Source organism: Bifidobacterium scaligerum, from assembly GCF_002802865.1.
Classification (GTDB): Bacteria; Actinomycetota; Actinomycetes; order Actinomycetales; family Bifidobacteriaceae; genus Bifidobacterium; species Bifidobacterium scaligerum.
The window spans coordinates 17,890-34,102 of record NZ_PGLQ01000002.1 but is presented as its reverse complement, the minus strand read 5'-3'; the positions used below and the strand labels follow the sequence as shown (position 1 = coordinate 34,102).

Below are 16,213 nucleotides of genomic sequence, written 5' to 3'. Positions count from 1 at the left end.
TGTGGAGCTAAGGGGATTCGAACCCCTGACCCTCTCCATGCCATGGAGATGCGCTACCAGCTGCGCTATAGCCCCGTAATTCAGTTATCGGTCCGTTTCGGACCTCGTATACATTACCCCGGAGGTCCGAAACAGGCAACTATCGGTGTGTCGCGCGTTGCGTAATGGCCGTGCAACAGTGCGACACACCAATGATCGCAACGCTTTTCAGCGTTCCCGCTCCCACTCATCCGTATCGGCGATGGCAGGTCCGTGATTGTAGTCCATCAGCCGCCATCGCGTGGACTGGCGGACCGTACCATCCGGTGCGGTCTCACTGACGTCCATTGGCACCAATCGCACCCAATGCGCGTTACGCATGGAAACGACGGATGCGAACGTTGAATCGATGCGACTCAATCCCAACAGTGTTTGCAATGTCTGAGCGATCCAAGCGCCGTGCGAGAACACGAATAGATCCGTATCGTCACCGGCACGGGTAGACCAATCCATCAACGCTTCAACGCCGCGTGAGCCGACATGCTCTTTCGGCTCGGCACCGTATTTGAGCTCGCCGCCACGATGCTCCATCCATGAACGAAAATCCTCGGGATAACGCTCCGCCAATTCGCTTACGGCATGTCCATCCCAGTCACCGAAACTGCGTTCTCTGACACGTGGCTCATCATGGACCTCGATGCCTGCTTCACTGCCGCCCAGCACATCGGCAAAGGCCTGCGCGGTGGCATGCGCACGCGACAGGTCCGAACACACGATAATGCGTCGGTCGCTTTGCGGACGCGTGTCTACATACAGCTTTTTCAGCGCTGAAGCGGTCTGACGTACTTGCCATTCACCTACGGAATCCAGCGGAATATCCACTTGCCCCTGCAGCTTGTGCGCGGCGTTGTAGGAAGTGCGTCCATGACGGATCAGAAAGATCGAGCGAACATGTTGTGCTGCCATTCGTGTTTCCTGTCAGTCGATGGCGGTCATCGGCTCGTTGTCGCGAACTGCGTCGGAAAGCGAGTGCTCCGGATGGGCGAGCTGCAGATCGATGGATTCGCAGTCCTTCCACAGACGTTCAAGACCGTAGAACTCGCGTGATTCCTCATGCATGATATGGATCACGAAATCACCATAGTCGAGCAGCACCCACTGGCCTTCGGTCAAGCCTTCGCGAGAACGCGGCTGACGACCGCCGCATTTGAGATACAGATCTTTTTCGATTTCCTCGGCTACCGCCAGAACTTGGCGTTCGTTGGAGGCTCCGGCAATCATCATGATATCGGTGATACCCAGTAAATCCGCTACATCGAAGGCCACGATATCAGTGGCCTTGACACGGTCGGCAGCTTCGGCGGCCACACGGACCGTGTTGATCGAGTCTTGCAATGCTGGCACGATTCAGCGCTCCCAAGCGGGCTTCCAGCCCTCGACGTTATGCTGCGTGTTTTCGGAGTAGACCATCGTGTCGTTGGGCACGGCGTGACGTACCACAGAGCCGGCACCGGTGGTCACATTGTCTCCCACCTCGACTGGAGCCACGAACAGATTGCCGGCGCCGACATGACATCCGGCACCAATGACGGTGCGGTTCTTATGCACGCCATCGTAATTGGCGGTAATAGTGCCGCCTCCGATGTTGGTGTGATCGCCGAGCTGAGCATCACCTATATAGCTCAGATGAGGAACCTTGGTACCGTTGCCGATATGGGCCTTCTTCATTTCCACGAATGCGCCGGCCTTGGCGTCCTCGCCGAATTCGTTGCCAGGACGCAGATAAGTCCAAGGACCGATGTTGGTGCGGGCTCCGATATGCGACTCCTGAACGCGGGAACGTTCAACAGTGGCACCGTCATCCACCACTGCGTCAATAAGCGTGGTATAGGGACCGACGATTGCATCCTGTCCGATTACCGTGTGACCTTGCAGGAAGCAGCCGGGCAGAATGGTGGCGTCGCGGCCGATCTGCACGTCGTCTTCGATCCATGTAGTCTCGGGATCGAGAATGCTCACTCCCTCACGCATCCAGTGTTCGCAGACGCGGCGGTTGTATGTTTTGGACAAGGCGGCCAGCTGCACGCGGTCATTCACCCCTTCGACGGTCAACGGGTCGGGTGCGGTGAAGGCGCCGACCTTGCCGGCGGAGCGGGCGGTTTCCAAGGCGTCGGTGAGATAGAACTCGCCCTGCGCATTATTGGATTTGAGATCGGCGATGGCCTGCACCAGCAAAGCCGCGTCGAACACATACACGGAGGTATTCACCTCTTGGACTGCCAGTTCACTGCGATTGGCGTCCTTCTGCTCCACAATACGCAGCACATTGCCCTCACGGTCACGGATGATGCGGCCGTACCCAGTGGGATCATCAAGGATGGTGGTCAGTACGGTGGCGCCATTGCCGGAAGCAGAATGGAAATCGACCAGCTCACGCAGCGTGCGGCTGTCCAGTAGCGGCATATCGGAAGCTGCGATCAGTACTGGGCCGTTGAGCTGACCCTGATCGGCGAGTTGCGCCATCGCACATTGCACGGCACGGCCAGTGCCGGGAATATCATCCTGATTGACGATGGTGACATGTTCATTGTAGGAACGCGCCGCTTCGGACACCCGTTCAGCTTGGAAATGCACGACAACGGCCAGTGTGTCCGGCTCCAGTGCCGCGACTGAATCCATAACTCGATTCAGGAAGGTTTTTCCGGCGAAGGTGTGCAGCACCTTCGGTTTGTTGGAGCGCATGCGTGTGCCTTCGCCGGCGGCGAGCACAATGGCGGCAGATAATGCCATAACGGACACATTCCCTTCGTTTGGAATACCAGTAATGTGAATCATCTCAAAACAATAGACGGCCGCCCGGATGTCCGGACGACCGTCAACGAGCTCCCCCACCTGGACTCGAACCAAGACAAAGGGTTCCAAAGACCCGTGTGCTGCCATTACACCATGGGGGAGTGGTGGGCCTTACAACCCACAAATATTTATTTATACCATATGTGCTGGAATGAGCAAGACATTATCGGCAAGTCGTGTTGCGCAGAACCGAGAGATAATGTCTTGCTCATTCCAGCACATGAGATCATGCGAACAGGAAGCCCTGGCCGTGATGCTCAGGATACGTGTCGAACAGCTCGGCCACCGATCCGTCTTCGAACACGGCGCGAATGGCGCTGGCCAGCAGAGGGGCGATCGAGAGCACGGTAAGACCATCCCAACGCTTCTCGTCCGGAATCGGAACGGTGTCCGTGAGCACGACCTCTCGCGCTCCACAGTTCTTCAGTCGTTCGATGGCTGGTCCAGAAAGCACGCCGTGAGTGGCCACCACGGTCACCGACTTGGCACCGGCATCCTGAAGTACGTGGCATGCGCCGGCAATGGTGCCAGCGGTGTCAATCAAATCATCGACCAGTACGCAATCCTTGCCGGCCACGTCACCGACCACGCGGTTCGCGACCGCCTGATTCGGGCGGGTGATGTCACGAGTCTTGTGAACGAAAGCAAGTGGACCACCGCCAAGGCGCTGTGCCCATTGTTCCGCTACACGAATACGCCCGGCATCCGGTGAAACGACTGCCACATTATCCAGATGTCCCTGGAAACGATCGCGAATGTAGTCGACCAGCACCGGCATGGCGATGAGATGGTCGACAGGTCCATCAAAGAAGCCTTGAGACTGTGCGGCATGCAAATCCACAGACATGATGCGGTCCGCACCGGCGGTCTTGAGCAGGTCGAACACCAGACGGCACGAAATGGGCTCGCGACCACGATGCTTCTTGTCCTGACGAGAATACCCAAGCAACGGACATACGGCAGTGATGGAACGGGCGGAGGCACGCTTGAGCGCATCAATCATGATGAGCTGTTCCATAATGGCCTTGTTAATAGGCTTGTAGTGGCTTTGCAATACGAATACATCGGCACCGCGCACCGATTCGGTGTACCGCACATACATCTCGCCGTTGGCGAAGTCATACGCTGTGGTTTCCAGAACGTCGATGCCAAGTTGATCGGCAACGTCCTGAGCCAGCTTCGGATGAATTCTTCCCGTAACGAGAATCAGGTTTTTATCAGGCTTTCCTTCGAGGATTGCGCTCACCATTACTCCCAACGTGTGGTCTGAACTGCTTTTTCAGTCTAGCTGTGCTTGACGACGGGGAAGTCACGCCCGCGTTGCCGGATGTTCACCGGGCGTACCACGAAGCACGCGACCATAGAGGCATGTCTTGCGCATCCTCGTCTCAGATCGATATTTGCTAGGATCTCGATGGTATTCGTCCTACGGTGGACTGCAGCTCAGTGGCCGGCCTTGATCCATTGAGCGATGGATTGCTTGACCGTTTGCGCGTAAAGATCACTGCCGATAGTCGGATGAATGCCGTCTGAACCAAGTATCTGTGGATTCGCTGTTGCTGCGGCATCCCAGTCCACGAGCAGCACATCGTCCGGATGAGCGGCGGCATAGTCCGCAAGCACCTGATTGGTCGGTGGAATCCAAGTACGATCGCCATGGGCGTTGACCAGTACAAGGACATGATCAGGACCAATCATGTTGTGGATCTGATCAAGCTGATCGGGGGTAATGGCGGAGTTGGTGGCCAATCCCAGTAGTACCCACTGGCGCAATGTGCCGGCCGTAAGATCGTTGCCGAGTAGTTCCGGGGCTACCATAATCGAACGAGAGACGCTGGCATCGGTATTGATACCGGGGAACACCGAGGAAAGACCATCGGAAGAGGCCAACATGACTGAATCTCCGATAGCGGTGATCTGGTCTCCGGTGGGCATCTCATGCTTCGGCTTGGGAGGGGCGGGCACCGCTTTGCGAATCAGTTCATGATTGGCCTTCTGCTGTGCTTCAAGTTGCTGGGCTTGTTGCTCAAGTTGCATTTGCATGGCCGTTTTATCCGGGGCGTTGACCATGCCCTGTATGGTGCCGAACACGGAGACTACTACGATCAGGTCAACAATAATTGCGCGCACGATGTGCAGTGCCGTCACATTACGGTAGGGGACAAGCACGAACAATGCGGAATACCTGGCGGCCGGTTTTTCAACCATAAGCCAGGAGATGGTCGCTGCCACAGCGGTGAGTATTGCGGTCATAACCAAAGTCCATGGACCGGCCGTTTTGAAAATCTTTGGAGCCATCGCACCGGAAAGAATCCACAGCGGCCAATGCCACAGATAAATGCCATACGAATACTTGCCGAGAGCAGCCAATGGCTTGAACACCATAAGGCTTTGCATCCATGAGTCCTGTGAGATTGTGCCGGCGATAAGCAGTACAGAGAGCAGACTGGACAGGAGAATGCCGCCCCGGAACGCGAACGCGTCCTGCTTGCCGAGGACGGCCATGCAAATCAGCGCGATAAGACTAAGAAAAGCGAACAGCGGCGCAACGGCGTACCAGAGATGACGTTCAAGCGAGATGTGCTGTTGCGCAGTATGTGTACCAAGACTGCGTCGACCGGAACGGGCCATGCGCGTGGCGGGGAAATCGCTGTGCAGCTGATGACGTTGATCAGCAGTGACCCACCACGCGAGAGCCACACCAAGCATCAGCCCCACGCCGTGAGTATCGGTGCCGAAATACACTCGGGTCGGATCTGCGCCCGGCACGTAGAGATACCACATAGCTGCGCCGCTACCGGCCGCAAGCGCCAGCGGAATCAATGAGGCAAGATGTGTACGCCGGATTTTCCACATCAACCATGCAATCAATGGGATGATCACATAGAACTGCATGAGTACGCCGATAAACCATAGATGGCGGAACACCTGCGGATTCATCTGATCGAAATAGCTTTGCCCGCCCGCAATGGCATACCAGTTATAGCATCCGAGCAGCACTGTGATGACCTGATTGCGGATGGAGACCAGCATGTCTTTGTCAAACAACCATCCGACGGAGACGATTACCGGAATCAGCAACAAGAGTCCCGGGTAGAGCCTGACCGCACGCTTGGGAATATACCGTTCGAGGTTAATTGAACCTTTGGCAGCAAGCGAGCGGAACAGGCTGGCCGCAATAAGGAATCCGGATACGGTGAAGAACATATCGACGCCGTAGAATCCGCCGGGCAATTGCTGCTGCATGCAGTGATACAGCATGATGCCGATGAGAGCGAATCCTTTAATGCCATCGAGTCCGATGAACCGTCCATGCGTTGCAGATGTCACTGTTATTCTTCTTACCTCTCAAACCACTCTTTCTCGCATGCATTACAGCAATAGACCACGACAGTTATTGGTGCCGAGGTTCGGACGCGTGATGCTCAGAGACTGAATGTTCGGGGAATGTGATGGACTGGGTTATCAGCCTCTATTTGGGCTTCTGCTTGACTCCTGTTTGCTGGTTGATAGTCGTGGACCATGGTGTCCTCGACTATCTGAACTTTATTTATGGTATAGGCTGACTCGTTCGTATTTCGGTTCGCAGCAGACAGTAATGCCGAGTTTGCGATACAGCGCTTCGTCTGTTGCGGAGATGATAACCGAGAAGAAGGCATCGGCCCCGCGCAACTGTTCAAGACCGTTGATCACTCGGGCGGCCTCGGGGCTGGTGGCGCTGGTGATTGACAACGCGATTAATGTCTCGTCGGAATGCAGCCGTCGGTTTTCGCTGTTGAGATGTTCCGTTTTCAGCCGGCAAATAGGCTCGATGGCGTTGTCGTCAATCACCGGAAGCTCGGGGTCTACGTCGGTGACGGCTTTGAGCGCATTCATCAGTAGCGCGCTGGCCGCGCCGAGCAGCACTCCGGTTTTGCCGGTGATGACTCGGCCGTCGGGCAATACCATCGCTCCGGCAGGCGCTCCGGTGGATGCCTCCTTGTTCAAGGCTGCGGAGCGGGCAGGGGACAGGTTCTCATCCACGCCGGCCTTTTTCATAATCGACAGCAGACGCTCGACCTGTTCTTCTCCGGTGCCGCTACGTTTCAAATCCACGCATGCGGTGAAATATCGGCGTACGATTTCAAGTTTTGCGGCCTCACGGCAAGCCTCATCGTCGCTGATTGCATACCCTGCCATGTTTACGCCCATATCGGTGGGGCTCTGATAGGGGCTTTCGCCCATGATGCGTTCCATCATGGCCTTGAGTACGGGGAACGCCTCGACATCACGATTGTAATTGACGGTGGTCTCTCCATGTGCTTCCAGATGGAACGGGTCGATGATGTTGGCATCGTCCAAATCCGCAGTGGCGGCCTCGTACGCGATGTTGACAGGGTGGTTCAGCGGCAGGTTCCAGATCGGGAAGGTCTCGTACTTGGCGTATCCGGCCTGAATGCCACGGCGATGCTCATGGTAGAGCTGACTCAGGCAGGTGGCGAGCTTGCCGGATCCGGGACCGGGCGCAGTGACCACAACAAGCGGACGGCTGGTTTCGATGTAGTCGTTCCGTCCGTATCCGTCCTCGGAGACGATGTGTTCGATGTCATGTGGGTAGCCGGCGATCGGGTAATGCAGATAGCAGGTGACGCCAAGCTGTTCGAGGCGGTGACGGTAGGTGTCGGCGGCCGGCTGCCCGGCGTACTGGGTGAGTACTACGGAACCTACATAGAGGTTGTGGGAGCGGAAAATATCGATCAGTCGTAATACATCCTCGTCATATGGGATGCCGAGATCGCCACGAGCCTTGCCTTGTTGAATGTGGTTGGCGTTGATGGCGATGACGATTTCCACATCGTGTGCCATGCTTTTGAGCATCTGGAATTTCACGTCTGGCTCGAAGCCCGGAAGCACGCGAGAGGCATGGTAGTCATCGAATAATTTGCCTCCGAATTCCAGATACAGCTTGCCACCGAACTGTGCGATGCGCTTTCGAATGTTATCGGACTGCAGCTCAATATACTTCTCGTTGTCGAAGCCCTGACGCATAAGGCGGTATTCCTTCCCGAACATCGTCGTAAACGAAAGAATTATACCGGATAACCAATCCCAACGCGATATGCAACAAGCAGTACGCAGTCACATGGATTTCAATCTAGTTTTCATTACTCATTATCGAAGAAATCGTTATCCACCGCTTTTATTTCATAGGAGGTTTTTACGCTAACTCCAACGTTGTATTCAATCATCAGCTTTGTCAACGTCATACCGTCGACGAGGACAACGCTAAGATTGCTGGAACGCATGCTTTCCTCAGCATAACGACGAGCTTCCTCCGAAAAACGTGAAGTTGTGATAAACACACCGCGCTGAGCCCCGTTTCCGACTAGCGCCCCCACAAAACCTTGAATATCAGGTCGTCCAACCACATGATCGCTGTTCCAACGTTTGGCTTGAATGTAAACAGAGTCCAAACCGAGCCTATCCAATCTGACTACGCCGTCGATACCACCGTCTCCACTCTTCTTCGTAACTTCACTGGAGGTCTGCGACAAATCCCCGTATCCAAGACCCAATACCAACTTTGTTACCAAACGCTCGAAGAAATAGGGATCATTTGCCATGATGCGATCAAGTAGCTCTGAAGCAAGAGTCTCATTCAGCTGCTCCGATGCCTTTTCCATAAGGTCTTCTGGAGTTAAATCATCAGAGGCAGCGGTATTAACGTCCTCATGGTTGAATATCGGGGATATCTTTGCCTCAACATTCTTGCCTTGATACCCTTTTTTCCATGCGACAAATGCCGGTACGGCTTCCAGCTGTTCACGAGCGAAACCGTCGCAATGCGTGTTCAAGAACGCTTTTCCAGCCTCGGTAATCCGATAAGATCCTCGCTTCTCAGCGTTTTCGATGAGTTTTGCCTTGTGCAAATGGGTTAACCCCCAACCGACACGATTTGAAATACGCAGCTGGCCGCTTTTTAGAGTCTCCCCTTGCTCATCCACTGACATATGAAATACTCCAATCACTTTTTCATGTAGCTCCTTCGCCGTGCGTACTTCACCTCCAGCAAGCTCTTTCATGATAGGGAACAACGTCTGATCCCATGTCGGCATTGTCATAGGTGTTCTCCAATCCTCGAAGCAGATCGTCCACTAATTCTTACTCAGTATGACAACAACCTTTGCCACATCTTCCGGAAAACAATCAGTTTGCAACGTTGTACCATGTTTATTTGCCACAACAGCTAAGTCAAACGTTTTACTAACATATTGGGAACATGGCATATTATTGTAAAAACGTTGGAATAAAGCCATTCTTGAGTTTTAAGTACTTATTAGCTAAGTTGTCCAATTTGGTACGACTCAGGAGGAACGGCACTTTTGCGTACTCGTGAGCAACTTGGAGGTTCCCGCCGCGTCAGAGGACCTAGGACAACACGCTATACTTCCAGAATTCACCCTGTCACTCACGAAAACCGTATAAGCCTTCATATAACGACGATGCCGTTATTCACAGAAATCAATTCTGCGAATAACGGCATCTACTAACGCTCCGTCAGAGCATTTCACTTGAATAATCGAATGATGCGTGTGTCCTCTAGGCACAATGGCCGAGGACATCATCTGATTAGGTGAAATGTTCTGATGTGTGCGGTAGCGAGGCGTGGAACATGAAGGCGTACAACAGTACGTCGAATGTTCCACAACGAAGCTAACGCTCCGTCAGAGCATTTCACTCCCATTCGATGGTTGCCGGGGGCTTCGAAGTGCAATCCAGCACCACTCGGTTAATCTGGCGGCACTCGTTGGTGATGCGCGTGGAGATGGTGGCGAGTACGTCGTATGGTACACGGGCCCAATCGGCAGTCATAGCGTCTTCCGAGGAAACCGGGCGAAGCACGATGGGGGAGCCGTAGGTGCGCTCGTCGCCCTGAACGCCCACAGAATGCACGTCGGCGAGCAGTACGACCGGGCACTGCCAGATGTCGCGATCGAGGCCGGCCTTGGAAAGTTCCTCACGGGCGATGGCGTCGGCCTCGCGCAACAGGTCGAGGCGTTCCTTGGTGATTTCGCCGATGATGCGGATGCCGAGGCCCGGGCCGGGGAACGGCTGACGCCAGACGATCTCATCGGGCAGGCCGAGTTCGGTGCCGATCGCGCGAACCTCGTCCTTGAACAAGGTACGCAGCGGTTCGATGAGCTGGAATTTGATGTCCTTAGGCAGACCTCCCACATTATGGTGGGACTTGATGTTTGCGGCACCGTCACCGCCGCCGGATTCGACGACGTCGGGATATAGCGTGCCCTGCACGAGGAATTTGACTTCCTTGCCACGCGCGCCGGCTTCTTCGAGCACCTGCTGCTGGGCCTTCTCAAAGGTGCGGATGAACTTCTCGCCGATGATTTTACGTTTGCGCTCCGGTTCGGAGACGCCCTTGAGGGCAGTCAGGAAGTCATCGGCCGCGTCTACGGTGATGAGCTTGATGCCTGTGGCGGCCACGAAATCATGCTTGACCTGTTCGACCTCGCCCTTGCGCAGCAGACCATGGTCCACGAACACGCAGGTGAGCTGGTCGCCGATGGCCTTGTGCACCAAAGCTGCGGCAACAGCGGAATCCACTCCGCCGGACAATCCGCAGATCACCTCGGCGTCGCCGACCTTTTCGCGAATCTTCTTGACTTCGGTCTCGATGATGTTCGAGGCGTTCCAATCATTGGGTAGCGCGGCGCAACGGTGCAGGAAGTTCTCGATGAGCTGCTGACCGAGCGGTGAGTGCTTGACCTCGGGATGCCACTGCACGCCGTAGAGCCTACGAGACTCGTCCGCCATGGCGGCCACCGGTGCGCCCTCGGTGTGGGCGAGCACATCGAAGCCGGCCGGAGCCTGCTCGACGGCCACGCCGTGGCTCATCCATGTGACCTGCTCGGCCGGAGAATCAGCCAAAATAGAGGATGCGTCATCAACTACTGCGGAGGTCTTGCCATACTCGCCGAGCGCGGCCTTGTCCACCTTGCCGCCAAGCTCGTAGGCCATAACCTGGAATCCATAGCAGATGCCGAGCACCGGTACGCCGGCTTCGAACACCTTGGTGTCGATGGAAGGAGCACCTGGTTCAAACACGGATGCCGGTCCGCCGGAGAGAATAATCGCCTTCGGATCCTTGGCTAGGATTTCGTCTACGGGCATGGAATGAGGCACCAATTCCGAGTAGACTCCCGCTTCGCGTACGCGGCGGGCGATGAGCTGGGCGTACTGGGCGCCGAAATCGACGACGAGCACAGGACCATTTGCCATTGATATTCCCCTAACGTTCATGGGATTGTCGAGGTTGCAGTATTCCTGATTATCACCGGCAAAGCAGACAAGCCCGACACGCGCCGCGAATGTGCGGAATACGCACAAAAAAGAGGGTGCTTAGGCTCAACACGCCGATATTAACGCGGTTAAATCGAACGTGAAAAGAGTGGAGATAATGCCGGTTTTCCTTGTGTTTCCGCCGTTTATGGCCATTGCGCGTCTTTTGGTAATAGTGACAATCGCCTCAAAGAAACGAACAAATAGTGATATTTCGCTAACATTTTCGAACACACCCGCAAGAAATCGTTCAAAAGTCGTGTTGTCCTCGTACCATGACGATTGATTGGGAACGGAAAGCCTTGATACCGCAAGGAATCGAGGCCCGCGACCGAACAGAAATAATCAATCGCACGATACCGTGCAGGAGTACAGGAGTACACATGACGAGTCCTGTTATTGGCACCCCTTGGAAGAAGCTGAACGCTCCGGTTTCCGAGGAAGCCCTCGAAGGCGTCGACAAGTACTGGCGCGCCGCCAACTACCTCTCCATCGGCCAGATCTACCTGCGTAGCAACCCGCTGATGAAGGAGCCGTTCACCCGCGAAGACGTCAAGCACCGTCTGGTGGGCCACTGGGGCACCACCCCTGGCCTGAACTTCCTCATCGGCCACATCAACCGCTTCATCGCTGACCACGGCCAGAACACCGTGATCATCATGGGCCCGGGCCACGGTGGCCCGGCTGGTACCTCCCAGTCCTACCTGGATGGCACCTACACCGAGACCTTCCCGAAGATCACCAAGGATGAGGCTGGTCTGCAGAAGTTCTTCCGTCAGTTCTCCTACCCGGGCGGCATCCCGTCCCACTTCGCTCCGGAGACCCCGGGCTCCATTCATGAGGGTGGTGAGCTGGGCTACGCTCTGTCCCACGCTTACGGTGCCATCATGGACAACCCGAGCCTGTTCGTCCCGGCCATCGTCGGCGACGGCGAAGCTGAGACCGGCCCGCTGGCTACCGGCTGGCAGTCCAACAAGCTCGTGAACCCGCGCACCGATGGTATCGTGCTGCCGATCCTGCACCTCAACGGCTACAAGATCGCCAACCCGACCATCCTGTCCCGCATCTCCGACGAAGAGCTGCACGAGTTCTTCCACGGCATGGGCTACGAGCCGTACGAGTTCGTCGCCGGCTTCGACGATGAGGACCACATGTCCATCCACCGTCGCTTCGCCGAGCTGTGGGAGACCATCTGGGACGAGATCTGCGACATCAAGGCCACTGCTCAGACCGACAACGTCCACCGTCCGTTCTATCCGATGCTGATCTTCCGCACCCCGAAGGGTTGGACCTGCCCGAAGTACATCGACGGCAAGAAGACCGAGGGCTCCTGGCGTTCTCACCAGGTGCCGCTGGCTTCCGCCCGCGATACCGAGGCCCACTTCGAGGTTCTGAAGAACTGGCTGGAGTCCTACAAGCCGGAGGAGCTGTTCGACGAGAACGGTGCCGTCAAGGACGACGTTCTGGCCTTCATGCCGAAGGGCGAGCTGCGCATCGGTGCCAACCCGAACGCTAACGGCGGCGTGATCCGTAAGGATCTGGATCTGCCGGAGCTCGAGAACTACGAGGTCAAGGAAGTCAAGAAGTACGGCCACGGCTGGGGCCAGCTCGAAGCCACCCGTACTCTGGGCGCCTACACCCGCGACATCATCGCTCGCAACATGCACGACTTCCGTATCTTCGGACCGGATGAGACCGCTTCCAACCGTCTGCAGGCTTCCTACGAGGTCACCAACAAGCAGTGGGATGCCGGCTACATCTCCGACGAGGTCGACGAGCACATGCACGTCTCCGGCCAGGTCGTCGAGCAGCTGTCCGAGCACCAGATGGAAGGCTTCCTTGAGGCTTACCTGCTGACTGGTCGTCACGGCATCTGGAGCTCCTACGAGTCCTTCGTCCACGTGATCGACTCCATGCTGAACCAGCACGCCAAGTGGCTTGAGGCTACCGTCCGCGAGATTCCGTGGCGTAAGCCGATCGCCTCCATGAACCTGCTCGTCTCCTCTCACGTGTGGCGTCAGGATCACAACGGCTTCTCCCACCAGGATCCGGGTGTCACCTCCCTGCTTCTGAACAAGTGCTTCCACAACGATCACGTCATCGGCATCTACTTCGCCACCGATGCGAACATGCTGCTGGCTATCGCCGAGAAGTGCTACAAGTCCACCAACAAGATCAACGCCATCATCGCTGGTAAGCAGCCGGCTGCCACCTGGCTGACCCTGGACGAGGCTCGCGCTGAGCTTGAGAAGGGTGCTGCTGCTTGGGATTGGGCTTCCACCGCCAAGTCCAACGATGAGGCTGAGGTCGTGCTTGCCGCTGCCGGCGATGTTCCGACTCAGGAGATCATGGCTGCTTCCGACAAGCTGAAGGCTATGGGCATCAAGTTCAAGGTCGTCAACGTCGCTGATCTGCTCTCCCTGCAGTCCGCCAAGGAGAACGACGAGGCTCTGACTGACGAGGAGTTCGCTGACATCTTCACCGCTGACAAGCCGGTGCTGTTCGCTTACCACTCCTACGCTCACGATGTGCGCGGCCTGATCTACGATCGTCCGAACCACGACAACTTCAACGTCCACGGCTACGAGGAAGAGGGCTCCACCACTACCCCGTACGACATGGTTCGCGTCAACCGCATCGATCGTTACGAGCTGACCGCTGAGGCTCTGCGCATGATCGACGCTGAGAAGTACGCCGACAAGATCGCTGAGCTTGAGGCCTTCCGCGAGGAAGCCTTCCAGTTCGCTGTCGACAACGGCTACGATCACCCGGATTACACCGACTGGATCTACTCCGGCGTGAACACCGAGGAGAAGGGTGCTGTCACCGCTACCGCCGCTACCGCCGGCGACAACGAGTGATGCACTCTGTGCATAGCGTCTATCAGTCTCGATAACGCATAGAGAAGGCCTGGGAGAAATCCCAGGCCTTTTTGTAATCGTTGTGTCGCATACGGTACATGAATGCAGCACATTGACCTACGAATCCATGAATGAATTCGTTACTGTCGGCTCAATCCTTCAGCACTCCCCAATGGAGTAACGCATTGAGTACACCGTCATGATCGACATCATCGGTGATGTAATCAGCTGCAGCTTTGGGCTCAGCCGTAGCGTTACCCATAGCCACGCCTATGCCTGCAAACGCAAGCATGTCGGTATCGTTGCCACCATCGCCGAATGCCATAGTCTGCTCTCGCGCAATGCCGTAATGCTCCATGAATCGTTGTATGCCACGTGGCTTGCCGCCATCGGCAGGAATCAGATCGGTGAAATCCGGATGCCACCGCACTCCACGGATGTTGCTGCAAAGGCTCACCAGTTCTGCCTCCTGCTCGGCAGCGATGAATGGACTGATCTGGAAGGTCTCATGCGTGATTGCACGCGGCATGGGATCGTCGAAGTACCGTGTCGGCGCTGTTTTCCCCAATTTCTTCCATGTGGCCTGCAACCGTTCGTTCGAATGATTGAAGTATACGTAATCTTTTTCCCCGAAGTTGCATACCACTTCCGGGTGGGCCGCCAACCAGTTGATGATAATGCGAATGTCATCGGTATCAATTGCCTGTGAGGCGAAGAAGCCTGTGTTGTCAAAGCAGTACTGTCCGTTGAATGCCACGATGCCGTCGAAAGTTACTGGCATGGTGTCAAGCACGACATTCATTTGTGATGGTGCGCGGCCAGTACAGATGAAAACTTTGATTCCTTCAGCCTGCAAGCGGTGAATGGCCTCGACGGTGGAGACGGGAACGGTATGAGTCACGAAACTGGTAAGCGTGCCGTCAATGTCGAAAAATACGGCCTTGATGTCATGGTGCGGTTCGTCAATAGTCACGTATTCCATTGTCGAAGTTCCTCTCGACCTGTCTGTAACGCGTTATTAAACCGTGATGGCAGATGCCATTGTGCACTCGTCATAAAAGACACCTATATGGCATTTGCCCTTTTTTCGCCGTATGACCGGTCCGAGCACGCTACGGTGTTACTCGTCAACAATTTTTGGAGAGAGAGGAAATCCAATGACAACAGCAACCCAGCCGGCGTCCCCGGCCAACAACAACGAACCGGTACGTGTGAACCACACTTTGCGCAATACGATTATTGCCGTTGTAGTGGTAGCCATTATCGCCGTGGCCGCATTCTTTGGCTATCGCGCTTTCGCCGGTGCCGATGAGGCCGCGGCCAAGGGCAGCAAGGATAATCCGGTCAAGATCGGTGTGGTAGGTGCAACCAACCCGGAATGGGTCAAGTTCAAGCAGAAGGCGGAAGCGGCCGGCATCTATGTAGATATCGTCGACTTCCAGGATTACACTTCCGAGAATCCTGCACTGGATTCCGGTGAATTGGATCTCAATGAATTCCAGCACCTGCTTTATCTGGCTAACTACAATGTGAGTAACAACAAGGATCTTCAGCCCATCGGCGGCACCGCCATCTACCCGCTCGGTGTATATTCCACCAAGGTCAAGAGCATTGACGACATCAAGCAGGGTGACACCGTCACCATCCCGAACGATGAAACCAATCAGGCCCGAGCCATCGGTGTGCTCAAGGCTGCTGGCCTTGTGACCCTTAAGGGTGACTGGACGGCTTTCTCTACTCCGGCCGACATCGACGAAGCCAAGAGCAAAGTCAAGGTGACCCCGCTGAAGGCCGAGCAGGTGGCTACGACGTTGAAGGATCCGACTATCGCCGCCGGTGTCATCAACAACGACTATGTAGCTGATGCAGGTCTCGATCCGAAGGATGCCATTTATCAGGACGATGCTGAATCCGAAGAAGCCCGTCCGTACATCAACGTGTGGGTGGCTCGTAAGGCGGACGTGAACAACGAGACCTACAAGAAGCTTGTCGATATCTTCCATGAGAAGGATGTGCTTGATGCCCTTCAGGAGAACTCTGGCGGTACGGCGGTCTTCGCCGATAAGTTCAGCGCCAAGGAGCTACAGGGCTTCCTTGCGGATATCGAGAAGGATGCCAAGGCCCAGTAGTGTTTTCGTCGGCAGGTCCGGCATACAGTAGCACTTATACCAATCCATACAGCT

11 protein-coding genes and 2 tRNA genes are annotated in these 16,213 nt (G+C 55.7%); 2 read left to right on the top strand and 11 right to left on the bottom strand.

Features of this window, described 5'->3' with window-relative positions; translation table 11 throughout:
- Positions 1-2 precede the first annotated feature (2 nt).
- The 10 genes from CUU80_RS03360 to guaA form a co-directional block, all read right to left on the bottom strand.
- A tRNA-Ala gene (locus tag CUU80_RS03360) sits at positions 3-75 on the bottom strand.
- 132 nt (positions 76-207) lie between these two features.
- Entirely contained in the window at positions 208-945 is a 738-nt protein-coding gene (locus CUU80_RS03355) for a histidine phosphatase family protein (RefSeq protein WP_100495982.1), read from the bottom strand.
- Between the two features lie 12 nt (positions 946-957).
- A complete protein-coding gene (rsfS, locus tag CUU80_RS03350; protein ID WP_100495981.1) occupies positions 958-1,383 on the bottom strand; it encodes a ribosome silencing factor in 426 nt (141 codons plus the stop codon).
- Between the two features lie 3 nt (positions 1,384-1,386).
- Positions 1,387-2,769 (bottom strand): bifunctional UDP-N-acetylglucosamine diphosphorylase/glucosamine-1-phosphate N-acetyltransferase GlmU, encoded by a 1,383-nt coding sequence (gene glmU / locus CUU80_RS03345; protein WP_100495980.1) that lies wholly within the window; start codon positions 2,767-2,769, stop codon positions 1,387-1,389.
- A 93-nt stretch (positions 2,770-2,862) separates the two neighbouring features.
- A tRNA-Gln gene (locus tag CUU80_RS03340) sits at positions 2,863-2,933 on the bottom strand.
- A gap of 125 nt (positions 2,934-3,058) precedes the next feature.
- Positions 3,059-4,081, bottom strand: a complete 1,023-nt coding sequence (locus CUU80_RS03335) for a ribose-phosphate diphosphokinase (protein ID WP_100495979.1) — start codon at positions 4,079-4,081, stop codon at positions 3,059-3,061.
- A gap of 194 nt (positions 4,082-4,275) precedes the next feature.
- Positions 4,276-6,093, bottom strand: coding sequence for an acyltransferase family protein (locus CUU80_RS03330; RefSeq protein ID WP_100496363.1), 1,818 nt, complete (start codon positions 6,091-6,093; stop codon positions 4,276-4,278).
- Positions 6,094-6,378: 285 nt separating this feature from the next.
- Entirely contained in the window at positions 6,379-7,860 is a 1,482-nt protein-coding gene (locus tag CUU80_RS03325) for a DUF1846 domain-containing protein (RefSeq protein WP_100495978.1), read from the bottom strand.
- Positions 7,861-7,976: 116 nt separating this feature from the next.
- On the bottom strand, positions 7,977-8,933 hold the full coding sequence (locus CUU80_RS03320; RefSeq protein ID WP_100495977.1) for a restriction endonuclease: 957 nt from the start codon (positions 8,931-8,933) through the stop codon (positions 7,977-7,979).
- Between the two features lie 613 nt (positions 8,934-9,546).
- On the bottom strand, positions 9,547-11,109 hold the full coding sequence (gene guaA, locus CUU80_RS03315) for a glutamine-hydrolyzing GMP synthase (protein WP_100495976.1): 1,563 nt from the start codon (positions 11,107-11,109) through the stop codon (positions 9,547-9,549).
- 443 nt (positions 11,110-11,552) lie between these two features.
- On the opposite strand from guaA, the gene CUU80_RS03310 reads away from it, so the two are divergent.
- Positions 11,553-14,030: a phosphoketolase gene (locus tag CUU80_RS03310; protein WP_100495975.1), complete on the top strand. Its 2,478-nt coding sequence runs from the start codon at positions 11,553-11,555 to the stop codon at positions 14,028-14,030.
- A gap of 151 nt (positions 14,031-14,181) precedes the next feature.
- Here the strand turns inward: CUU80_RS03310 and CUU80_RS03305 are convergent, their stop codons facing one another.
- Entirely contained in the window at positions 14,182-15,012 is an 831-nt protein-coding gene (locus tag CUU80_RS03305; protein ID WP_165775815.1) for a Cof-type HAD-IIB family hydrolase, read from the bottom strand.
- 175 nt (positions 15,013-15,187) lie between these two features.
- Between CUU80_RS03305 and CUU80_RS03300 the strand changes: the two genes are divergently transcribed.
- On the top strand, positions 15,188-16,159 hold the full coding sequence (locus CUU80_RS03300; RefSeq protein ID WP_100495974.1) for a MetQ/NlpA family ABC transporter substrate-binding protein: 972 nt from the start codon (positions 15,188-15,190) through the stop codon (positions 16,157-16,159).
- Positions 16,160-16,213 lie beyond the last annotated feature (54 nt).

What these genes read in the sequence shown, in the direction of transcription:
- CUU80_RS03355 (WP_100495982.1), bottom strand. Translation starts at nt 945, where the DNA reads ATGGCAGCACAACATGTTCGCTCGATCTTTCTGATCCGTCATGGACGC.
- glmU (WP_100495980.1), bottom strand. Translation starts at nt 2,769, where the DNA reads ATGGCATTATCTGCCGCCATTGTGCTCGCCGCCGGCGAAGGCACACGC.
- CUU80_RS03335 (WP_100495979.1), bottom strand. Translation starts at nt 4,081, where the DNA reads ATGGTGAGCGCAATCCTCGAAGGAAAGCCTGATAAAAACCTGATTCTC.
- CUU80_RS03330 (WP_100496363.1), bottom strand. Translation starts at nt 6,093, where the DNA reads ATGCTGTATCACTGCATGCAGCAGCAATTGCCCGGCGGATTCTACGGC.
- CUU80_RS03325 (WP_100495978.1), bottom strand. Translation starts at nt 7,860, where the DNA reads ATGCGTCAGGGCTTCGACAACGAGAAGTATATTGAGCTGCAGTCCGAT.
- CUU80_RS03320 (WP_100495977.1), bottom strand. Translation starts at nt 8,933, where the DNA reads ATGACAATGCCGACATGGGATCAGACGTTGTTCCCTATCATGAAAGAG.
- guaA (WP_100495976.1), bottom strand. Translation starts at nt 11,109, where the DNA reads ATGGCAAATGGTCCTGTGCTCGTCGTCGATTTCGGCGCCCAGTACGCC.
- CUU80_RS03310 (WP_100495975.1), top strand. Translation starts at nt 11,553, where the DNA reads ATGACGAGTCCTGTTATTGGCACCCCTTGGAAGAAGCTGAACGCTCCG.
- CUU80_RS03305 (WP_165775815.1), bottom strand. Translation starts at nt 15,012, where the DNA reads ATGGAATACGTGACTATTGACGAACCGCACCATGACATCAAGGCCGTA.
- CUU80_RS03300 (WP_100495974.1), top strand. Translation starts at nt 15,188, where the DNA reads ATGACAACAGCAACCCAGCCGGCGTCCCCGGCCAACAACAACGAACCG.